This window comes from Burkholderia sp. LMG 13014 (assembly GCF_905232215.1).
Taxonomy (GTDB): Bacteria; Pseudomonadota; Gammaproteobacteria; order Burkholderiales; family Burkholderiaceae; genus Burkholderia.
Genome location: NZ_CAJNKE010000016.1, coordinates 18,684 through 39,364 on the forward strand (window position 1 = coordinate 18,684; position 20,681 = coordinate 39,364).

Sequence of the window (20,681 nt, forward strand, 5' to 3'; positions counted from 1 at the left end):
GTCAATCGCACGGAGAGCGCAGCGCTCGCGGAGCATCCTCCTATCTCGACAAAATAGTCTACAGCGCGCCGATGGCAATCACCCGCCAGCTCATCGTTCAGTTCAATTTTTTCTAAAATGACCAGCTGCCTCAAGCGCTCACGAAAGACGCCACATCTTCTAACCTTGTATCCAGGATGGCTCATCCCCGTAACAATAAATAATCGAATAGATGCTTGAACACTGACCACCGAAAGCAAATCTTTTATTCAACACGTCAACAGGGGTGAAGATCATGCCAACTCTCTCCATATGCCTTATCAACGGGCTCATAGAATTGGTTGTCGGATAATCAATTTTCGGCGGTCTTTGACTTCCATCCCGTGACAATGACGACAAATAATAGTACGGACCAACAAGCGACATCCGCAATACGAAATCGTCGGCACCCCCCTTCAACAAATACCCATAACTCACGTCGGAGTTGGGTTCCGTATCTTCCGAGAAATCATAACTCCCCTCAAGAAACCGAATCACGTCAGGGTATTTTGCCAACGAAAAATGCGATTTTACAAAAGAGTAATTCGGCGACTCAAAATTCCCATACGAATCGATCACGAAGCGTGAAAACCTCTCCCAGTCAAAATGTGAATCATGGGGTCTCCTTGTCTTTTGGATGCCCATTTACCTTTTCTCCATTTTCGTGGCGGACGTCCACTGAGGCTTGAGTGCCTCCGTTTAAACCAAAAACTACGGACGTCTTGAAATCGCGGCCTCGTACATTGGAGGGCCCAGTGATGGGGATGCTCTTACCGCAGGCCCAGGAACTGCATCGACAAATCACAGCGGCGCGAGATCGGCGTGCCGCACTATCCCATCCCAAAGAGCGAATCGATAACGTTCTTGATCCACGTCGCCACACCGCTCCCGGCAATTTTTCTCCGCCCCGCAATTCTTCTCAGAAGAATTATCGACCACACGACAGCAAAGCCAATGGCGACACATATGCTTAAGAACGAAAATGCACTCATTATGATGAAGGCGTTCCAATTTCTTCGCGATGGACACACGCGAAACGAGTGTGCACGAGATTCGTGGGTTTGTGGCCTGGCACTTTGGCACGGACGTATCGCACGACTTCGTGAGACCAGTCATCTAGGCCTCCTTCATTTCGCATAGTGCCGATCGGCCGCGCATTCGTGACCCTGGGTTCAATCGGCGCGAAACAGATGTTCCAGGCAGTTTTTCAGTTCTCGTCCGCCGACACTCGCGCCATCCAACGCAATTTCGACCCTGTGCTCGGCTTGTGCTCGCACGAACGCTTCTGGTGGAGTCACCTCAAGAACAAGTAGATTTTCCGAGCAATTGAATCTAATTGACTCAAATTCGGCACCATTAGCTTGATCGAAAAGCTCGCAATAAATCTTGCCTCCACTCTCCTCTCGCACGAGATCGATATATTGACCTGCAGGTCCCCACTTGATGAACAAGGAGGAACGTCCCTCATCATCGCAGAGACTCGTCGCAACAAATTGCGCTTTGGCCATAATCGTCATTTGAGCCCTCGCCACATATTAGTTACAGTCGCCCTTCTGCATCGTAGTCGATGCGCCATCTGATTGGCGGCGCAGTCCTTGACGAACGCGAGACAAAAAACATGGGCATGTCGTTCGTACGCTTCAAGCAGCGTATGTCCGCACATCAAGTCACGGTATCGCGTGCCTCTCGGGCGGGTCACCATGTACGCTTCCCGCACTCAGCAACGGATACTCGTGACTGCGCCCGTTGCATCGTGATAAACGAGCTTCGCCCTGTCGATATCATAGTGCCATTATCGCTACCATAGAATGATCAAAGGGCTAAAAATTCAGCCCATTTTCACTAACGCATGTAGACCGTCTTCAGAAGCGCCGCACCTTCAATCGCGTAAATATACGTTACACCACGTCCATTCTGATACATCCCCTGGTCCGCAACCTCAAATGGCACTCCATCGATTTCATATGCCGGAAGTGGGGAAAATGTGACCGCGACCAAACTCTCACCCCCTCCAAGATCGACCGAAACCTTGTAGCAACTTAAAGGCCAACGATCCTTTGACAGCTTCTTAAATTCAGCCAAAGCCAGACCAAATATCTTGAAGCAATCACCTCTGAACGAGTAGTCACTTGGATACCTAGCCACCAACTCCAGGACATCATCTTCGCTATAGCTCACGCGCCCTCCCTGACCTGTATAAATCTTGATCTTGCCGCTTGGTGTACCTGGATATGAACGATGGCACTTGCTTTTGAGCGCGGCAAGAGCACTAATCTCCTTGTCTCTTCTTGAAAAATCATCGCCATTGAAGTTGTCTCTACGTGAATCTGGCGTCCAAAAATCTCTCCACTCGCTCCCAGTCCAGAATAATCTTCCGCGCGCCGGACAATATAGCCGAAGAGCGCAGAGCGCGGCTCAAGAGGCAAATCTACGCCATCGTGGCGGCTCCTGAATCTACTAGCAGTTTGATTCTCAATTCCCGGCATCACCTTCCGCCGGGCCCCGGAAGGCGCGGAGAATTCAGACTGCGAACGAAGCACGGAGCGTGAGTGCTACCGATAATCAGTGTCGGCGTTCTGAAGATTCCAAATCACGAGATCGTGGACTATGTGGATAAAGCTTCTGAAGCGAGCCCTCATACTTCACATCAGCATAATCAACTGAAGTAGAGATGGACCAATTTCCCGTACTCGGGAGAGTATTTCCTGAAACTACCCAACGGCTTCTCATCGAGCCGATCCATTGTTGCCTCTATACCCCGTGTTATCAATTTTTCATTTCCAACGGACGCGCAATCTACTCCCAGGACTGCGTACCCCGACCTTACATTTCTTCGACCGAACCGGATAACAGAATACTTACCCAACACAATTGCGCCATCTTTTATGTCACAAGAGAAATAGAGATGAGTGTCATCCCTCAGCGAACTGAATTTACGCCTACCCAAAATATTCTTGAGCAAGACCATCAACCCTACGCCTGGGCCGAAATCGACCGAACTTCCAACGCGATTTCCCCCAAGGAAATATAACTTATACAGCGAATTAATTTCCCTATTCCCATGATTGACATATATATGTTTTTCATACAAATGAAAATCGGAGCTTCCTCCCACAACATCGTAACCCCTATCCTCGAGCTGCGGCTTACTTTCATCCTCACCGCGGATCAACCTACCTGGACCATCGCCATTAAACTGCAGCAGCGCATCAATAATTTCAGAAAAATGGATTCCCATCGCTGTTTACTTAGAAGTATGAGTCGCGCCAGATTCACCATGATTGCCGAGAATCCCTGCAACCTTTTTGAGTTCTGATGCTCGATTTGCATTTGGATATACATCCGCACCGGCCAGTGCAGCCTTGGCCACCGTCTACACGTTCAACGTCACCACATCCAGCTACACGGCGGCAATCGCGTGCACCAATAGAGATGCCGTACCTGATGCAACAGTTTCTGCTGCTTTCAGCAAGCCCGTAGTCTTCGGAAAGGCGTCCGTCATCTGTTGAACTGCAGCAGGGACAACAACAAGGCAGGACGGAAATCCCGGCTGGATTGAGCTTTTTCCTGGCTCTTTCAAACGGAGGTTATCAATCGAGTTACCCCCAGCGGCCCCGGGAAGAGGCTTACCATTCAGCCCAAGCGGATCGATCCACTGCACCGGATTGGGTGCGTACTGGAAGACGTTGCCCCTCGCGAGTCCGATTGGATCCTTCGACACGTAGCGCCACGACACCGGATCATGGTGCCGGTGCAGTTATCGCGCAGCCCTGTCTATTTCGCTCTCCAGAGCCAGCTTCACGGCACCAGTATGTCGTACAAATACAGCGTCGGCTGCGCCGCGTTGTCCTTCTTCACTCGAAGGATCATGAACGCGTCCGAACGCCCGCCTTCCGAGAAGATGGGTACCTCGATTGATAGCCCGTCCGATTTGTGTCCGCCCATTTCGAATACATACCCATTCATCAGCGCCTCATCCGGGATCGGACGAACCGCCTCCCCACACAAGCAGGATCTCAGCGCAGCTCGGTACTCCGATGCCGTGCTTGGTGCAGCGAGTCCCTGGCGCACCAGTTCCTCAAAGTGGTCATGGATCAATTCGTCGTAGATATGCCTCACTAACGGGGCATGCATCGGATAGTCCACCAATTTACGTTCCACGCTACCTCCTATCTCCGATTCATTTCGGTTCGCATTGGCGTATTTCCATTGAACCCGATGTTTTCAAAATATGGAACGTGGGGTGGGCAGCAGCCACGCCAGCCGTCCGCCGCATCCATGAAATCGATTTCAATCAGGGCCAATTCGACTTCCGGCGCGGCGCGGTTGCGAGTAGTGTCTACGTGCCCGTATTGCGGCCCGCCGCGCCCGACCGGCGCCCGGCGCTCACCCCACACCCCGCTGACCACTGGAGATCCGCGATGAAACGTTCGAAGTTCCTGCTGTCGGGCCTGCTGCTCGCGTCGGCCCTCGGCTTCACGGCCGTCGCCGCACACGCAGACGACCTGCTCGATTCCGTCAAGAAAGCCGGCGTGCTCCGGGTCGGCCTCGAAGGCACGTATCCGCCGTTCAACTCGCGCGGCACGTCGGGCCAGCTCGAGGGCTTCGACGTCGACGTCGCGAACGCCGTCGCCGGCAAGCTCGGCGTGAAGACGCAATTCGTTCCGACCGAATGGAGCGGCATCATCGCCGGCCTGCAGGCCGGCAAGTTCGACGTGATCGTCAATCAGGTCACGATCACGCCGCAGCGCAAGGAAGCGCTCGACTTCAGCCAGCCGTACACGTACTCGGCCGCGCAGCTGATCCAGCGCAAGGACGACACGCGCAACTTCAAGTCGCTCGACGACTTCAAGGGCAAGAAGCTCGGCGTGACGCTCGGTACCAACTATGACCAGATGGCGCGCACCGTGCCGGGCATCGAGGTGCAGACGTATCCGGGCGCGCCGGAAAAGCTGCGCGACCTCGCCGCGGGCCGGATCGAGGCGACGCTCGACGATCGCCTGATGCTGCCGTACATGATCAAGACGTCGAACCTGCCGCTGCGCGCGGGCGCGGTGCTGAACGGCGGCAAGCAGGAAATGGCGATCCCGTTCCGCAAGGGCAACCCGAAGTTCGAGAAGGCGATCAACGACGCGCTCGACTCGCTGCACAAGGACGGCACGTTGAAGAAGATCTCGATGCACTGGTTCGGCAGCGACGTGACCGTGCCGGTCGCACAGTAAGCGGCCCGGCGCTTCAACGCGTCACGCCCTTCGCCACGGTGAAGGCGTGACGCGCCCCCTCAGGCCGCTTCGTCGAAGCGCGCCAGCAGCATCTGGCCGATCGGCGTCAGCGCCGGGCGCGCGGCCACGGCATTCATGCGCACCTGCGTATCGTCGACCAGCCGCTTCTCCACCAGCACGGCGAAGGCCGGATTCGACGGATCGACGCTGTCCGGCGCACGCGCAACGCGCAACAGCATCGAGAATTCATGCGGACTCAGCATGGTCCCTGTCTCCTGATCGTCCGCGATCCGGTTCGAACCGTCGTCGATCGTATTTTCGAATGAAATGGCGCGATGCATGACCGCTGCGCCGCCGGGAGCGAGATCCCGGTCAGCCCCCGCCTGCGACGAGGGCACGTCGTCGCGAGCGGGTTGCGCACGTTCCCGATCCGGCGCTGCCGCCGCGACGGGAACGTGCAACGTTATGGGCGCACCATGACGCGACCGTGACAGGAAAACGGGGCGCGAAACGGCGTCCGTTACCTGTCGTTTCGGTTCGATGCCGATCCGATTGACGACGACGGGCCGCATCGCCCGTCTGGCCGTCCGTTGCGCGTTCGCGCGGCGTTTCGTGCCCGTCATCGCGGATCGACCGAATACGGGAAACCCCTGCGCTCCAATCCATTCGCATGGCGCATGCAGCGCACGACCACGTTCAACGCGCGTCCGAGCGTCATCCCGACGAGCACACCCCATCCAGCGAACGACAGCATCGTGAAGCCGCTCGTCGCCGCCCACGGCGCGTGCACGGCGACCGCGTAATGGATGCCGGTTTCCGCGACGAACGTCAGCATCAGCGTCAGGAGCAGGCTCGCGTCGCCGGGCAGGCGCACGCGCAGGCCCGACGGCACCGGACGGTACTCGAGCCGCCACCGGCCCGCGTGCAGCCAGCCCAGCGCCGCGCCGCCCAGGACGGCCGCCAGCGCGATCGCGTTCGCGTCGAGGCCGGCATGCGGAAAGAGTCCGTTCAGGCTGACGATGCCGAGCAGGCCGAAAGCGACCGGCGAGATCAGCGGTCGTGCTGCCGGCACCTCGCGCGGGAAACAGCGCTTGATGCCGATATAGAGCAGCACGCAAAACGTGACATACACGTAAGACTTCAGATGAAGGAGCGTGGACATGGTCGGAGTCGCCTGATCGGAGTGGACACGGCCACACCGTACTGCCCGGCCCCGACAGGCGGTACGGCTTGCGACGGGAGGCAGGAATTCGCGGACGAGTTGCGCGTCGCGGCGACGGTCGTTCAGCGGATCGGGACGACCGATGCGCGCACGCATCCGGCGATCGGCGTCGTCCGAATCGAAAGGTTCGCCTTCGCCGGGATAGTTGACGCGTCGTGCTCGACGCGAAATCGGCAACGCCCCGTGTCCTTCCGCAGCCCCTTCCACTACACTCGTGACAGAAACCGGCCAACCGTCGGCGGCCGAAGCACTTCGTCGAAACCGCGCGCCGTTCGTCGCAACGCGCACGCAGTCGGCCCGACCGGCAGTAAGGTCAGGCCATCGGCGCATCGCGCGCCCTCCCTCACCCGACACCATGCGAGCCACGTCCAATCCTTCGCCGATTCCGCCGCCACCCGCCGGCGCCGCGCCGCGGCGGCTGCGCGATCCGGCCGCGCTGCTCGCGTTCGCGTGCTTCAACTCGGTCGTCGGGCTGGGTTTCTGGGCCATCCATTTCAACGAACCGCTGCTGCCCTACCTCGTCGTCGCCAACGCGATCGGTTTCTGCGCGCTGCTATTCAGCTATGCCGCCGACCGGCTGCTGCCGCGCAAGCCGGGGCTCGCGCTGAAGACCATCGTGATCGCACCGGCCAGCGTGCTCATCGGTTTCGAGATCTCGGCGATGATCGTCAGCGGAAACGTGCCGCACGTGTTCGGGCGTGCCCGCATCGGAACGTGGGACAACTACGGGCCGTCGTTTCTCATCTCGGCGGTCCTGTTCGTATGCGTGTCGCTGTTCCTGCAGTCCATGCGCATGCGTGCGACGCTCGAGACCGAGCGCCGCGAAGCCGCCGAAGCGCGCCAGGCCGAGACGGCCGCGCGCCTGGCGCTGCTGCAGGCGCAGATCGAGCCGCACTTCCTGTTCAATACGCTCGCGAACGTGCAGAGCCTGATCGAGCGCGATCCGGCTCGCGCATCGACGATGCTCGACAGCCTGAACCGCTACCTGCGTGCGAGCCTGCGACGCACGCGCGATGCGACGTCGACGCTCGGCGAGGAGCTCGAACTCGTCGAGGCGTTGCTGAAGATCGCGTCGATCCGGCTCGGCGAGCGGCTTTCGTATGCGATCGACGTGCCGGCGGAGCTGCACGCGCTGCCGTTCTCGCCGCTGCTGCTGCAACCGCTCGTCGAAAATGCGCTGCTGCACGGCATCGAGCCGTCGATCGACGGCGGTGTGATCGTGATTCGCGGCAGGATGCGCGGCGACCGGCTCGAACTGAACGTGATCGATACGGGTGTCGGCCTCGGCAACGGCGACACGCGCCTGCATGGCGGCGTCGGGCTGGCCAACGTGATGGCACGCATCCGGTCGCTGCACGGCGAGCGCGGCCGTGTCTCCGTCGAGACGAACGCCGCCGCCGCGCATGGCGTGACCGCGACCCTTCTGATTCCGATCGACTGACATGCCGACCGCCCTCATCGCCGATGACGAACCGAACCTGTCCGCCTCGCTCGCGCAGCGGCTGGACACGCTCTGGCCCGAACTGGAAATCGTCGCGATGCCGCGCAACGGCATCGAAACGCTGGCCGCGCTGAACGCGTCGCCGCGGCCGGACATCGCGTTTCTCGACATCCGGATGCCCGGCATCGACGGGCTGAAGCTCGCTGCGCTCGTACCCGATGTGCATGTCGTGTTCGTCACGGCCTACGACGAATACGCGGTCGACGCGTTCGATCGTGCCGCGGTCGACTACCTGCTGAAACCGGTGACGGACGAGCGACTGCTGCGCTGTATCGCGAAACTGCAGCGCGGCGGGCCTGCGCTCGCGCAAACCGATGCGCTCGAGCAGGCAGCGCAAGCGCGGGACGCTGCACCGATCCGCTGGCTGACGGTCGGCGTGAAGGATGCGACGCGGCTCGTATCGGTCGACGACGTGCTGTACTTCCAGGCGTCGGAGAAATACACCGAAGTCGTCACGGCTGGCGAACGACTCGTGATTCGCACGCCGTTGAAGGAACTGATGCAGCGGCTCGATCCGGAGCGGTTCGCGCAGGTGCATCGCGGCGTGATCGTTGCGTATGCAGCGATCGATCGGGTCGAGCGCGATCTGTTGGGAAGGTTGCGGATTCGCGTGCACGGGCAGCGGGAGATGCTGCCGGTCAGTCGTGCGTATGCGGGGTTGTTCAGGCAGATGTGATGGGTGTCGGCTGGCGGCCGGGGCAACAGGATTATGTTCTGACAGATCGTGGACGACGCGTTGGCAAACCGTGCCGCATCCAACACAATCACGCGAACATCCCGCACTCGGCGACATGGCATCGCGCAAACACGACGCCTCACCCGGCAGGCCCGTCATGAAAACACTACGTGGAATGACAACGTGCGTGCTCGCAGCGCTCGCAAGCGGTTGCGTGACGACGCCGAATCTCGTCGACGAGAGCGTGGCCGGCATCACGCCGACGCAGGCGAGCGGGATCCTGATCGTCGTGGACGGCAAGATCTTCGATTCGCCGTCATTCGGCAGCGAGGGCCGCGCCTATCTGGCAGGACTCGGGGAAGGCATCCAGGGCACGCTGACGGACATCCCGACGAAGCTCGTCGAGCTCGACGTGATGAAGTTCGTCGATCCGATACCGCAAGCGCTGGACGCGCTGCATCCGAGTCACATGGTTCGCCTGTACACGGCGTCCGACGTGCGCCGCAACGACACGCCCGTGAGTGCGACGTGGCAGATGACCGTTTCCGACGTCACGATTGCGCCGGTCGCGGCGACCCGCGAAAAGCCGGCCGGGACGCGCTACACGTTCAAGCCGATCTACAAGGCGCGCGCCGACGGCGACACGTGCGTCGATTCCGACAGTCTCGCGAAGCAATGCGGGGCGGCGATGGGGAAGATACTCGGCGATGCGCTGCGCGCCGCGCATGTGATGCAGATCGGTGCGGGGACGTAGGCGAAATGGCTTTCGCCGCTGTCGATCACTTCGTCAACCCGGAAAACCGGGCGCCGTTCGAATCACGAGCGTCCCGACATCGGCAACGATGAAATCAGCACGGCGCCGCATGAAGTCTTGTGACCTTCGAACGCCGCATGCGCCCCCTCGATAACGGGCACGTACAGCGGTCACCGACACGTGCAGGTGCACGGCCCATGACATCGCTGTTTGAAGCCCCCGTCTCGACATCGCCACCATGACTGTGGACGTCGCCCACTCGAATGATTCCTCGCATGGTCGGTTGTCCGGTCAGTAGGAGTAGCCCTGCATGCCGTAGTTGGTGTCGTGGCGACGCCCCCACCACGGCAGATACTCATTGTTCTCGCCCCTCGCGCGGAACCAGTCCTTGTCCGGATCGATCGGCGTGATTCTCGATGGCGGAACCACCACCACCGCCGTCGGGTGCTGCGCATCCGTTGTCCCTGCCACCAGCACCTTCTCGTCCAGGTGATTCGCTCGACCGATTGCAAGCACCACGTCCGTCAAGGCCGTACCGGTGCCCATCGGGCCTAGCAGCGCCGGCGTATTGAATGTCTGCTCGCGAAAGTTGTAGTCCGGCAGCACTTCCGTCAACGTCTGCGACAACGCGCCGATCCGCTCTGACGATGCTTCGCCGCCGCCCGCGTCATGCACCACGAAGTTCAACGATGGCACCGTCACGCCCGCATTGAGCGCCGCGCTGTCGATCGTGGCTTTCCACGCCTGCACTGCACGCGTCGTGCCGGCCTTCGTCTCGTAGTCCCTGACGTTGCCCGTCGCCGCCCTGCCGATCCACGCGAGCGGTTCGCGCTCCGTCTTGAAGTTCGGCCCGACGAGAAACAGCACCACCATGTTCTCGTTGATCTGCGCGTCCTTCGGCGGGAAGTTCGGCGCGTCCCAGTTCATCACCCAGGCGCTTTTGTCCGGGTTCGCCTGCAGGTAATCCAGTGCGCGGTTCAGCGACGTAAAACCCGCATTTGCGCCACCCTGGTTGACGTGGACGTCGGGAGGTGTGTCTTTGCTCCAAAGATCCAGCGCATATTTATTCCCTATCTCAAAATAATCGATGATGCTTTCCTGCAGATACCCCTGCGCCTCGCCAGCATCCAGGCTATCCGGCACGGCAAACTCCACATGGATGCCGGCCAGTTCACGCCAGTCGCTCTTTCTCTTGGACTTGACCGTGTAGAAATACTTGGCGTTCATCACATAGCGATCACCGAACAACCCAAGCAGCTTCCTGACGTATTTGTGATAGAAGCCTTTGAACGTTTCAGCTCCTTGATTGCCATAAGCCACCCCAGCAACTGACTGAAGTGTCGTGAACGACTTCGGATCTGTACGGACCATGTCGTCGTTCTTGTTGGGTTTGGCAAGCCCCATTGTCCAGAGAACCTGCCATTGCGTCGGATAGTCGCGCCGCTGCAATGGGTTCAGCCACTCCAGTCCAACAACCTGCGCCACAAACGGTGTCGCACTATCGCCCGCACTCGCAACCGTTGTGTCTTTTTGCACCGAAGTAGCCGCGTGGACAGGCGTAGCCATCATGATCGTCGACACCACAAACGTCAAAATCGCAACCAGCGATGGCACTATCAACATTCGCTTCATCCAATCTCCCATGCTCAATTCGCCATGTGGCTTATGTCCAGCGAAAGCACTCAAGCTGTCGTTGTGCCATTCCTGGTAACCCTCCGGCACATCGCTCGTGCCGTCTTCACCCTTCATGTTGCCCGTCGCCCACCCACGCCGGGCGACCGTCACGTCGCGCGCACATGCGCAGGTTCACGTGATCTTCGTAACGTTGTGCCGCTTCGCTAGCGCGATCATCTCTGGCTACATCGTCAGTCGATTCCGACTGGCAGGATCCGGTCAGTAGGAGTAGCCCTGCATGCCGTAGTTGGTGTCGTAGCGACGCCCCCACCACGGCAGATACGCATTGTTCTCGCCCCGCGCGCGAAACCAGTCCTTGTCCGGATCGATCGGCGTGATTCTCGATGGCGGAACCACCACCACCGCCGTCGGGTGCTGCGCATCCGTTGTCCCTGCCACCAGCACCTTCTCGTCCAGGTGATTCGCTCGACCGATTGCAAGCACCACGTCCGTCAAGGCCGTACCGGTGCCCATCGGGCCTAGCAGCGCCGGCGTATTGAATGTCTGCTCGCGAAAGTTGTAGTCCGGCAGCACTTCCGTCAGCGTCCGCGACAACGCGCCAATCCGCTCCGACGATGCTTCGCCGCCGCCCGCGTCATGCACCACGAAGGTCAACGATGGCACCGTCACGCCCGCGTTGCGCGCCGCGCTGTCGATCGTGGCTTTCCACGCCTGCACTGCACGCGTCGTGCCGGCCTTCGTCTCGTAGTCCCTGACGTTGCCCGTCGCCGCTCGACCGATCCACGCCAGCGGTTCGCGCTCCGTCTTGAAGTTCGGCCCGACGAGAAACAGCACCACCATGTTCTCGTTGATCTGCGCGTCTTTCGGCGGGAAGTTCGGCGCGTCCCAGTTCATCACCCAGGCGCTTTTGTCCGGGTTCGCCTGCAGGTAATCCAGTGCGCGGTTCAGCGACGTGAAGCCGGCGTTTGCGCCACCCTGGTTGACGTGGACGTCGGGAGGCGTGTCTTTGCTCCAAAGATCCAGCGCATATTTATTCCCTATCTCAAAGTTATCGATGATGCTTTCCTGCAGATACCCCTGCGCCTCGCCAGCATCAAGTCCATCCGGCACGGCAAACTCCACATGGATGCCGGCCAGTTCACGCCAGTCGCTCTTTCTCTTCGACTTGACCGTGTAGAAATACTTGGCGTTCATCACATAACGATCACCGAACAGTCCGAGCACTTTACGGACGTATTTGTGATAGAAGCCTTTGAATGTTTCCTCTCCTTGGTTGCCATACACCAGCGCACCAATTGACTGGAGCTTCGCAAATTTCTGCGGCATCGTCCGAACCATATCGTCGTTCTTGTTCGGCTGAACAAGCCGCATTGTCCAGAGAATCTGCCATTGCGTCGGATAGTCGCGCCGCTGCAATGGGTTCAGCCACTCCAGTCCGACAACTTGCGCTACGAACGGTTGAGCACCCTCGCTCGTATTCAACGCTGCAGCATCTTTCTGCGGCACGGTCACCGCTTGCGCGGGTTTCACCATCATGATGGTCGACGCCACAAACGCCATAATTGCTACCCGGAACAGCACTATCAAAAGCCGCTTCATCCAGCCTCCCGCAATCAATACATCACGAAGCATAAGTCCAGCGAAAACACTCGAGCCGTGCATGATACCTATCGTGACAACCCATCTACGACACAATATCGAGATTACCCATGCTTTACCGGCTCGATAGTTTAAAAATTCTCCGCAGCATCAGATGAAAAATCCGCGAATGCGCATCCGAAAAAGCATCCAGGATATATATTCAGTGTGCGTTATCGGGCAAGGTCCAGACAAGTGGATCCTGAATACGAAAAAGGGCTACGCCAACATCGCGCAGCCCTTTGTTTCGAAACGTGATCAGCAGGTGCAGTTGATTCCCGTGAATTCGGCCGCCTGCACGCAATCATCCGCTCCGGAGATCCATCGACAGATGCTACAACCCCGAATCGCAGACCACCGCGGCAATCGTATTGCCGCGCATCTCGCAGGCTAGCCACTGCAGCGCAGCAGCCACGTTCGCTCCGGCCAGGATTTCCGGCCCGGTCATTCGATAGTTCTTGCTATGGAGATTCACTCGACGAATCGATGTCGAAGCGACGAATCGGACTACATGTCGCGGCACGGGACGAACGAAAAACCGCCGGCCGGAGAAGTGGGCGCAGAAAAACAAAAGGCTACGAGACAGGATCTCGTAGCCCTTCGTTCAATATGGTGCCGGCTGCAGGACTCGAACCCGCCACCTGATGATTACAAATCAACTGCTCTACCAGATGAGCTAAGCCGGCGTAGCCTGAGATTCTACCTCATTTCACGATCTTGAGGCGAGGTCTGCTGCCACCTTTCGAGCCGTCGCCGTCGGTTTTCGGCGGTTCGTCGGCACCTTCGGACGGTTCCTCGTTCGCGCCGCGCTCGGCAACAGGTGTCAGCGTCGACGGAGACTCATCACGCTGCACGTCGTCGGCCTGCGCCGCTTCGTCGTCGAACGCACCCGAATCCGCACCTTCACCCGCGACCGCATCGACCTGGAACGCCATGCCCTGCCCGTTCTCGCGCGCATAGATCGCGAGCACGTTGGCAACCGGAATCTCGATCTTGTGCGCTTTCCCGGAGAACCGGGCCGTGAACTCGATCCACTCGTTGCCCATCTGCAACTGGCTCGTCGCCTCGAAGCTGATGTTGAGCACGATCTCGCCGTCACGCACGAACTGACGCGGCACGCGCGTCGAGTTGTCGACCCTCACCGCGATATGCGGCGTGTAACCGTTATCGGTGCACCACTCGTACAACGCGCGCAGCAGATAAGGCTTCGTTGAAATCTCTTGCATCACAATCCTCGAACCCGGAGCGGGGACGCGGCACGCCGCGCCGCCCTCTCCGTCATGCCTGCAACATTAACGACGCATGACCTTTTCGGACGGCGTCAGTGCTTCGATATACGCCGGACGGCTGAAGATCCGTTCCGCGTACTTCATCAGCGGCGCGGCGTTCTTCGACAGTTCGATGCCGTAGTGATCCAGACGCCACAGCAGCGGTGCGATCGCGACGTCGAGCATCGAGAACTCTTCGCCGAGCATGTACTTGTTCTTCACGAAGATCGGCGCGAGTTGCGTCAGGCGATCGCGGATCGCGAGGCGTGCCTTCTCGTGATTCTTCTCCGCTGCCTTGCCCTTCTCGTTCTCGAGCGTGCTGACGTGGACGAACAGTTCCTTCTCGAAGTTGAGCAGGAACAGGCGTGCACGTGCGCGCTGCACGGGGTCGGCCGGCATCAGTTGCGGATGCGGGAAGCGCTCGTCGATGTACTCGTTGATGATGTTCGATTCGTACAGGATCAGGTCGCGCTCGACCAGAATCGGCACCTGACCGTACGGGTTCATCACCGAGATGTCTTCCGGCTTGTTGAACAGGTCGACGTCACGGATTTCGAAGTCCATGCCCTTCTCGAACAGCACCAGCCGGCAACGCTGGGAGAACGGGCAAGTTGTGCCGGAATACAGAACCATCATGTTTGCGTTTCCTCAAAAAAGCCGAGGGCCGGCACGCGGCGAACCCCTTCCGGGGTTCCACCTTGCGCCGGCCCCACGCCGGTCAGGCGTGATTACTTGATATCTTTCCAGTACGCGGCATTGAGCCGCCAGGCCAGGAAAGTCAGGACACCGAGAAAGATCAGCACCCATACGCCGAGGCGTTTGCGGGTCTGCTGAGCCGGCTCGGACATCCAGGTCATGTACGCCACCAGGTCGGCAACCGCAGCATCATAATCCACCGCGGACAGTGTCCCCGGCGTGACCTGCTGGAAGCCGACGAGCGTATGGACCTTCTCCCCCGTCTCCTCGTCCGTCTTGTCTTCGAATTTGGCGGTGCGCTGCCCCTGCAGCTGCCACAGGACATGGGGCATGCCGACGTTCTCGAACACCGCGTTGTTCCAGCCGCTCGGCCGTGTATCGTCGCGATAGAAGCTGCGCAGATACGTATACAGCCAGTCGCGGCCGCGCGCCCGCTCCTCGACCGACAGGTCGGGCGGCGAGGTGCCGAGCCAGTTCTTCGCGTCTTCAGGGCGCATCGCGACGGACATCGTGTTCCCGACCTTGTCGGTCGTGAACAGGAGATTCGATTCGATCTCCTTCTGGGATATGCCCAGATCCGTCAGACGGTTGTAGCGCATCAGGTTCGCGCTGTGGCAGTTCAGGCAATAGTTTACAAACAATTGCGCGCCGTGCTGAAGCGAAACGAGATTTTCCGTGTTATCGGGCGCCCGGTCGAGCGGAAAATTACCTTCCGCCCGAACCGCCGGCGCCACCAGCAGCGCACACGCGGTCGCCCCGATCAGCGCGAGTGTCGAAAGCAGTTTCTTCATGTCGTTCTCTCCTCGCTCACGTTAATGGGGCTTGAAGCGCACCCGCTCCGGCGGCTGCTTGAACGTGCCAAGCGGCGTCCAGACGGGCATGCCGAGGAAGAACGCGAAGTAGATCAGTGCGCAGCCCTGCGCAATCAGCGTCGCGACCGGCGATGGCGGCCGCGTGCCGAGGAACGCGAGGGTCAGGAACGCGGCGACGAAGATCCCGAGGAACACCTTGTGGAACAGCGGCCGGTAGCGGATCGACTTCACCGGGCTGCGGTCGAGCCACGGCAGGAAGAACAGCGTGATCACCGCCGAACCCATCACGACGACGCCCCAGAACTTCGACTCCGTCAGGTACATGAACACGACGATCGCCGCGGCCAGCACCGGCAGCCCGGCCTTCCACTTGCCGCGCGCGCGGATCAGCGCGAGCACGCCGAGCACCGCGATCACGATCATCAGCACGATCTTGAACGGGTCGGTGGTTGCGCGCAGCATCGCGTAGAACGCGGTGAAGTACCAGACCGGCGCGATCTCCGGCGGCGTCTGCAGCGGGTTCGCCGGGACGAAGTTGTTCGCCTCGAGGAAGTAGCCGCCCATCTCCGGCGAGAAGAACACGATCAGCGCGAACACCATCAGGAACACGCACACGCCGAGGAAATCGTGCACCGAGTAGTACGGATGGAACGGGATGCCGTCGAGCGGCACGCCGTTCGCGTCCTTCTTCGCCTTGATCTCGATGCCGTCCGGGTTGTTCGAGCCCACTTCGTGCAGCGCGACCAGGTGCGCGATCACGAGGCCGACCAGCACGAGCGGAATCGCGATCACGTGGAACGCGAAGAAGCGGTTCAGCGTGACGTCCGACACCACGTAGTCGCCGCGAATCCACAGCGACAGGTCGGGGCCGACGAACGGGATCGCCGAGAACAGGTTCACGATCACCTGCGCGCCCCAGAACGACATCTGGCCCCACGGCAGCAGGTAGCCGAAGAACGCCTCGGCCATCAGGCACAGGAAGATCGCGCAGCCGAAGATCCACACGAGTTCGCGCGGCTTGCGGTACGACCCGTAAAGCAGCCCGCGGAACATGTGCAGGTAGACGACCACGAAGAACATCGATGCGCCCGTGGAGTGCATGTAGCGGATCAGCCAGCCCCACGGCACCTCGCGCATGATGTACTCGACCGACGCGAACGCGAGCGTCGAGTCGGGCTTGTAGTTCATCGTCAGGAAGATGCCCGTGACGATCTGGTTGACGAGCACCAGCAGCGCGAGGGAGCCGAAGAAGTACCAGAAGTTGAAGTTCTTCGGCGCGTAGTACTCGGAAACGTGCTTCTTCCAGGTGGACGTGAGCGGGAAGCGCTGATCGATCCAGCCGGTGAGACCTGTCGTGGAGACTTCCTTGTTGTCGGCCATCACGCTTCTCCTTTCTCGTCCTTGCCGATCACGAGGGTCGTCGCCGACGTGAACATGTAGGGCGGGATGTCGAGATTCTGAGGCGCCGGCTTGTTCTTGAACACACGGCCGGCGAGGTCGTAGGTCGAACCATGGCACGGGCACAGGAAACCGCCCGGCCAGTCGTCCGGCAGGTTCGGCTGCGGACCCGGCGTGAAGCGTTGGCTTGGCGTGCAGCCGAGGTGCGTACACACGGCCATCACGACGAGAATGTTCTTGCGATCGGCCCGCGAGCGATATTCGTTCGCGCAATACGCGGGCAACGGCATCGTATAGGGCTTTTCGGAGGTCGGATCGGCCACTTCCTTGTCGGCCTTGACCACATCGGCCAGCATCGAGTCGGTGCGGTTCAGGATCCACACCGGCTTGCCGCGCCACGGCACGGTGACCATTTCACCGGGCTTCAGCCCGCTGATGTCGACTTCGACCGGTGCACCGGCCGCTTTCGCTTTCGCGGACGGCGCAAGCGACGCCGCGAAAGGTATGACGGTGGCTACGCCTCCCACGCCACCTGCTACGGATGTCGCAATCAGCCAGGTACGGCGGCCGCTGTCGACGCGTTTCTCTTCCTTGTCTCGCATCACACGCCCCACTTCTGAGTTGGATTTTCCGTCACGACTTTCCATTCCGCCGCTAGTTTGCTCGAATGGAGCCGCCATTTACAAGGCCCGGAGATGAAAATCCCTTCGAAGTGTTTGATAGTTAAGGGTTTCCCCCCACTACCGGAGCGATTAAATCATTTCACTTTTAAGCGTCCGCTACATTTCAAAATTTCGATGCGCTGCCGCAAATCCGGCATTCAGACCGGGTTATGGATATCGATAAAAAGGTGTTCGATATCGAATTCTTCGGACAAGTGGGCGCCAAGTGCCTGGATTCCGTAGCGCTCGGTCGCATGGTGCCCTGCCGCAACGAACGCGACACCGCTCTCGGCGGCCATGTGCGTCACGTATTCGGACACCTCGCCGGTCAGGAACACGTCCGCGCCGGCGTCGATCGCCGCGTCGAAATAGCTTTGCGCGGCGCCCGTGCACCACGCGATGCGGCGCAGCTGCGTGTCCGAATCGCCGAGCACGAGCGGCGTGCGGCCGAGCGTGCGCTCGACCTTCGCGACGAAGTGCTCGAGCGTGACGGGCATCGGCAGCGTCGCCATCCAGCCGAGGTCGCCTTCGCCGAAGCGCTGCTCGCCGATCAGCCCGAGCCGGTCGCCGAGCTGCGCGTTGTTGCCGAACTCGGGATGCGCGTCGAGCGGCAGGTGGAACGCGAACAGGTTCAGGTCGTTCGCGAGCAGCAGCTTCAGGCGCTGGTACTTGCGGCCCGTGATCTGCGGCGGCTCGTTGCGCCAGAAATAGCCGTGATGGACGAGCACGGCATCCGCCCCCCATTCGAGCGCGGCTTCGAGAAACGCGACCGACGCCGTCACGCCGGTGGCGATCTTCTCGATCTTGCGGCGCCCCTCGACCTGGAGGCCATTCGGGCAATAGTCCTTGAAGCGCGCGGTTTCAAGGGTATTGTTCAAGTACAATTCAAGTTCGATCCGATCCATATAAACCTCTAATCCATTCAGATGCTTAGACGCTTCTGGCTGTTCTTCGCGCAGGCGGTTACCGTGCTGCTCGCGCTGATGTTCATCGTCGTGACGCTCAAGCCGCAATGGCTGCAACGGCAAGGACAGCTCGGCAAGCAGCTCGCCACGCCGATCGTTGCGCTGCGGGAAGTCGCGCCGGGCATCGGCGGCGCGCCGGCGACCACGTCGTACGCCGAAGCCGCGCAAAAGGCGATGCCGGCCGTCGTCAACGTGTTCTCCAGCAAGGACGGCTCGCTGCCGCCCGACCCGCGCGCGAAAGATCCGCTGTTCCGCTACTTCTTCGGCGACCGCAACGCCCGCAAGCAACAGGACGAACCGGCCGCCAACCTTGGCTCGGGCGTTATCGTGAGCCCTGAAGGTTACATTCTAACGAACCAGCACGTCGTGGATGGCGCCGACCAGATCGAAGTCGCGCTCGCCGACGGCCGCACGGCCACTGCGAAAGTGATCGGCAGCGATCCCGAGACCGATCTCGCGGTGCTGAAGATCAACATGACGAACCTGCCGACGATCACGCTCGGCCGCTCCGACCAGTCGCGCGTCGGCGACGTCGTGCTCGCGATCGGCAACCCGTTCGGCGTCGGCCAGACCGTCACGATGGGGATCATCAGCGCGCTCGGCCGCAACCACCTCGGCATCAACACGTTCGAGAACTTCATCCAGACCGACGCGCCGATCAACCCCGGCAACTCGGGCGGCGCGCTGGTCGACGTGAACGGCAACCTGCTCGGCATCAACACCGCGATCTACTCGCGCTCGGGCGGCTCGCTCGGGATCGGCTTCGCGATCCCCGTGTCGACCGCGCGCACGGTGCTCGAAAGCATCATCACGTCGGGCTCGGTCACGCGCGGCTGGATCGGCGTCGAGCCGCAGGACGTCACGCCGGAAATCGCCGAGTCGTTCGGGCTGTCGCAGAAATCGGGCGCGATCGTCGCCGGCGTGCTGCAGGGCGGCCCGGCCGACAAGGCCGGCATCAAGCCGGGCGACATCCTGGTGTCGGTCAACGGCGACGAGATCACCGACACGACGAAGCTGCTGAATACCGTCGCGCAGATCAAGCCGGGCACGCCGACCAAGGTGCACGTCGTGCGCAAGGGCAAGGAGTTCGATGTGAACGTCGTGATCGGCAAGCGCCCGCCGCCGCCGAAGCAGACGCTCGACGAGCAGGACAGCGATACCGAATGACGTCGGGCGCGCGGCGCACCGCCGTGTGCCGAGCACCATCGGAAATGAAAAAGGGCAGCCGGTTGGCTGCCCTTTTGTTTTGCATCGAAAGACCTTCGTTGCCGGGAAGGTGGCCTTCGCCACGTGCTTTCCGGCTACCAGCATCACCGAGCCCGTTCACGCGGGCCGGAATGCCGGCCTCGCCGTACACCGCCCTGGCGCGCTGCCATCAACTGGCGGCTTCGCCGTTCTCCGCCTCACCCGCTTCGGCCTGCTTCTTCGGTACGAAGAACCGCGCAGCCAGCAACCCGATCTCGAACAGCACGACCAGCGGCAACGCGAGCATCAGTTGCGAGAACACGTCCGGCGGCGTGACGACCGCCGCGACGACGAACGCGCCGACGATCACGTACGGCCGCATCTCCTTCAGCTTCTTCAGCGACAGCACGCCCATCCGGACGAGCAGCACGACGACGATCGGCACCTCGAACGTGACCCCGAACGCGATGAACATCCCGAGCACGAAGCTCAGGTAGTTGTCGATGTCGGTCGTCATTTCCGCCCCGAGCGGCGCGTTGTAGTGCGCCATCACGCGGAAGATCGTCGGGAACACGAGGAAGTATGCGAACGCCATCCCGCACAGGAACAGCACGTAGCTGCTGCCGACGAGCGGTGCGACGAGCTTCTTCTCGTGCTGGTACAGCCCCGGCGCGACGAACGCCCAGATCTGGTACAGCACGATCGGCAGCGCGATCACGAGCGCGACGAGCATCGTGACCTTCATCGGCACGAAGAACGAGCCGGTGACGTCGGTGACGATCATCTTGCCGTCCTTCGGCAGGTTCTGCATCAGCGGCCGCGCGAGCAGCCGGAAGATGTCGGGCGCCCAGTAGACGAGCCCGAGGAACACGACGATCACGGCCGCGCCCGCGCGAATGATGCGATCGCGAAGCTCGACGAGATGGGAAATGAAGGTTTCTTCCGGGGCGTCGCCCGGGTTCTGCTGGGGGTCGCTCACGCCGGCCCTCGGTAGGATTGACGAGCGAGCATGCGCTCGGCTCAGAAGAA

At 60.5% G+C, this 20,681-nt stretch carries 22 protein-coding genes, 1 tRNA gene and 1 pseudogene; 6 read left to right on the forward strand and 18 right to left on the reverse strand.

Features of this window, described 5'->3' with window-relative positions; all coding sequences use genetic code 11:
* Window positions 1-1,190: 1,190 nt before the first annotated feature.
* From JYJ84_RS04240 to JYJ84_RS04260, 5 genes are all read right to left on the reverse strand, one after another.
* Window positions 1,191-1,535, reverse strand: a complete 345-nt coding sequence (locus JYJ84_RS04240; RefSeq protein WP_175222784.1) for a hypothetical protein — start codon at window positions 1,533-1,535, stop codon at window positions 1,191-1,193.
* A gap of 325 nt (window positions 1,536-1,860) precedes the next feature.
* Entirely contained in the window at window positions 1,861-2,196 is a 336-nt protein-coding gene (locus tag JYJ84_RS04245) for a hypothetical protein (RefSeq protein WP_175222785.1), read from the reverse strand.
* 478 nt (window positions 2,197-2,674) lie between these two features.
* On the reverse strand, window positions 2,675-3,256 hold the full coding sequence (locus JYJ84_RS04250; protein ID WP_175222786.1) for a hypothetical protein: 582 nt from the start codon (window positions 3,254-3,256) through the stop codon (window positions 2,675-2,677).
* Window positions 3,257-3,418: 162 nt separating this feature from the next.
* Entirely contained in the window at window positions 3,419-3,754 is a 336-nt protein-coding gene (locus tag JYJ84_RS04255) for a hypothetical protein (protein ID WP_374102085.1), read from the reverse strand.
* A 62-nt stretch (window positions 3,755-3,816) separates the two neighbouring features.
* Window positions 3,817-4,179, reverse strand: a complete 363-nt coding sequence (locus tag JYJ84_RS04260) for a hypothetical protein (protein ID WP_175222787.1) — start codon at window positions 4,177-4,179, stop codon at window positions 3,817-3,819.
* Window positions 4,180-4,439: 260 nt separating this feature from the next.
* Between JYJ84_RS04260 and JYJ84_RS04265 the strand changes: the two genes are divergently transcribed.
* Window positions 4,440-5,240: a transporter substrate-binding domain-containing protein gene (locus tag JYJ84_RS04265; protein ID WP_089455481.1), complete on the forward strand. Its 801-nt coding sequence runs from the start codon at window positions 4,440-4,442 to the stop codon at window positions 5,238-5,240.
* A 59-nt stretch (window positions 5,241-5,299) separates the two neighbouring features.
* Here JYJ84_RS04265 and JYJ84_RS04270 read toward each other — a convergent pair whose 3' ends face one another.
* Window positions 5,300-5,503: a hypothetical protein gene (locus tag JYJ84_RS04270; RefSeq protein WP_011350748.1), complete on the reverse strand. Its 204-nt coding sequence runs from the start codon at window positions 5,501-5,503 to the stop codon at window positions 5,300-5,302.
* Window positions 5,504-5,859: 356 nt separating this feature from the next.
* On the reverse strand, window positions 5,860-6,402 hold the full coding sequence (locus JYJ84_RS04275; RefSeq protein WP_122944307.1) for a hypothetical protein: 543 nt from the start codon (window positions 6,400-6,402) through the stop codon (window positions 5,860-5,862).
* Between the two features lie 415 nt (window positions 6,403-6,817).
* Between JYJ84_RS04275 and JYJ84_RS04280 the strand changes: the two genes are divergently transcribed.
* From JYJ84_RS04280 to JYJ84_RS04290, 3 genes are all read left to right on the forward strand, one after another.
* Window positions 6,818-7,903 carry a sensor histidine kinase gene (locus tag JYJ84_RS04280; protein WP_175222788.1) on the forward strand — a complete coding sequence of 362 codons (1,086 nt, stop codon included), beginning with the start codon at window positions 6,818-6,820 and terminating at the stop codon, window positions 7,901-7,903.
* Window position 7,904: 1 nt separating this feature from the next.
* Window positions 7,905-8,639 (forward strand): LytTR family DNA-binding domain-containing protein, encoded by a 735-nt coding sequence (locus JYJ84_RS04285; protein WP_175222789.1) that lies wholly within the window; start codon window positions 7,905-7,907, stop codon window positions 8,637-8,639.
* A 187-nt stretch (window positions 8,640-8,826) separates the two neighbouring features.
* Window positions 8,827-9,393: a hypothetical protein gene (locus JYJ84_RS04290; RefSeq protein WP_175222790.1), complete on the forward strand. Its 567-nt coding sequence runs from the start codon at window positions 8,827-8,829 to the stop codon at window positions 9,391-9,393.
* A 62-nt stretch (window positions 9,394-9,455) separates the two neighbouring features.
* On the opposite strand, the pseudogene JYJ84_RS04295 reads toward JYJ84_RS04290, so the two are convergent.
* The 3 genes and pseudogenes from JYJ84_RS04295 to JYJ84_RS04305 form a co-directional block, all read right to left on the reverse strand.
* Window positions 9,456-9,670, reverse strand: a pseudogene (locus tag JYJ84_RS04295) (PAAR domain-containing protein).
* A 14-nt stretch (window positions 9,671-9,684) separates the two neighbouring features.
* Window positions 9,685-11,025 carry a virulence factor gene (locus JYJ84_RS04300; protein ID WP_175222805.1) on the reverse strand — a complete coding sequence of 447 codons (1,341 nt, stop codon included), beginning with the start codon at window positions 11,023-11,025 and terminating at the stop codon, window positions 9,685-9,687.
* 261 nt (window positions 11,026-11,286) lie between these two features.
* A complete protein-coding gene (locus JYJ84_RS04305) occupies window positions 11,287-12,627 on the reverse strand; it encodes a virulence factor (protein WP_175222791.1) in 1,341 nt (446 codons plus the stop codon).
* Between the two features lie 154 nt (window positions 12,628-12,781).
* On the opposite strand from JYJ84_RS04305, the gene JYJ84_RS04310 reads away from it, so the two are divergent.
* Window positions 12,782-13,060 (forward strand): hypothetical protein, encoded by a 279-nt coding sequence (locus JYJ84_RS04310; RefSeq protein ID WP_175222792.1) that lies wholly within the window; start codon window positions 12,782-12,784, stop codon window positions 13,058-13,060.
* A 216-nt stretch (window positions 13,061-13,276) separates the two neighbouring features.
* On the opposite strand, the gene JYJ84_RS04315 is transcribed toward JYJ84_RS04310, so the two are convergent.
* The 7 genes from JYJ84_RS04315 to JYJ84_RS04345 form a co-directional block, all read right to left on the reverse strand.
* A tRNA-Thr gene (locus JYJ84_RS04315) sits at window positions 13,277-13,352 on the reverse strand.
* Between the two features lie 18 nt (window positions 13,353-13,370).
* Window positions 13,371-13,892, reverse strand: coding sequence for a ClpXP protease specificity-enhancing factor (locus JYJ84_RS04320; protein WP_122944244.1), 522 nt, complete (start codon window positions 13,890-13,892; stop codon window positions 13,371-13,373).
* A gap of 66 nt (window positions 13,893-13,958) precedes the next feature.
* Window positions 13,959-14,570: a glutathione S-transferase N-terminal domain-containing protein gene (locus JYJ84_RS04325; protein WP_006400565.1), complete on the reverse strand. Its 612-nt coding sequence runs from the start codon at window positions 14,568-14,570 to the stop codon at window positions 13,959-13,961.
* Between the two features lie 92 nt (window positions 14,571-14,662).
* Complete coding sequence (locus tag JYJ84_RS04330) at window positions 14,663-15,421, reverse strand: cytochrome c1 (protein ID WP_122944243.1); 759 nt, start codon at window positions 15,419-15,421, stop codon at window positions 14,663-14,665.
* Window positions 15,422-15,442: 21 nt separating this feature from the next.
* On the reverse strand, window positions 15,443-16,825 hold the full coding sequence (locus JYJ84_RS04335) for a cytochrome bc complex cytochrome b subunit (RefSeq protein WP_122944242.1): 1,383 nt from the start codon (window positions 16,823-16,825) through the stop codon (window positions 15,443-15,445).
* Complete coding sequence (gene petA, locus JYJ84_RS04340; RefSeq protein ID WP_057924755.1) at window positions 16,822-17,442, reverse strand: ubiquinol-cytochrome c reductase iron-sulfur subunit; 621 nt, start codon at window positions 17,440-17,442, stop codon at window positions 16,822-16,824. Before petA ends, JYJ84_RS04335 begins: the two co-directional genes overlap by 4 nt.
* 218 nt (window positions 17,443-17,660) lie before the next feature.
* Window positions 17,661-18,407, reverse strand: a complete 747-nt coding sequence (locus tag JYJ84_RS04345) for a Nif3-like dinuclear metal center hexameric protein (RefSeq protein ID WP_122944241.1) — start codon at window positions 18,405-18,407, stop codon at window positions 17,661-17,663.
* Between the two features lie 21 nt (window positions 18,408-18,428).
* On the opposite strand from JYJ84_RS04345, the gene JYJ84_RS04350 reads away from it, so the two are divergent.
* Window positions 18,429-19,634: a Do family serine endopeptidase gene (locus JYJ84_RS04350; protein ID WP_174952897.1), complete on the forward strand. Its 1,206-nt coding sequence runs from the start codon at window positions 18,429-18,431 to the stop codon at window positions 19,632-19,634.
* Between the two features lie 208 nt (window positions 19,635-19,842).
* On the opposite strand, the gene tatC is transcribed toward JYJ84_RS04350, so the two are convergent.
* On the reverse strand, window positions 19,843-20,631 hold the full coding sequence (gene tatC / locus JYJ84_RS04355; protein ID WP_122944239.1) for a twin-arginine translocase subunit TatC: 789 nt from the start codon (window positions 20,629-20,631) through the stop codon (window positions 19,843-19,845).
* Window positions 20,632-20,681: the final 50 nt, after the last annotated feature.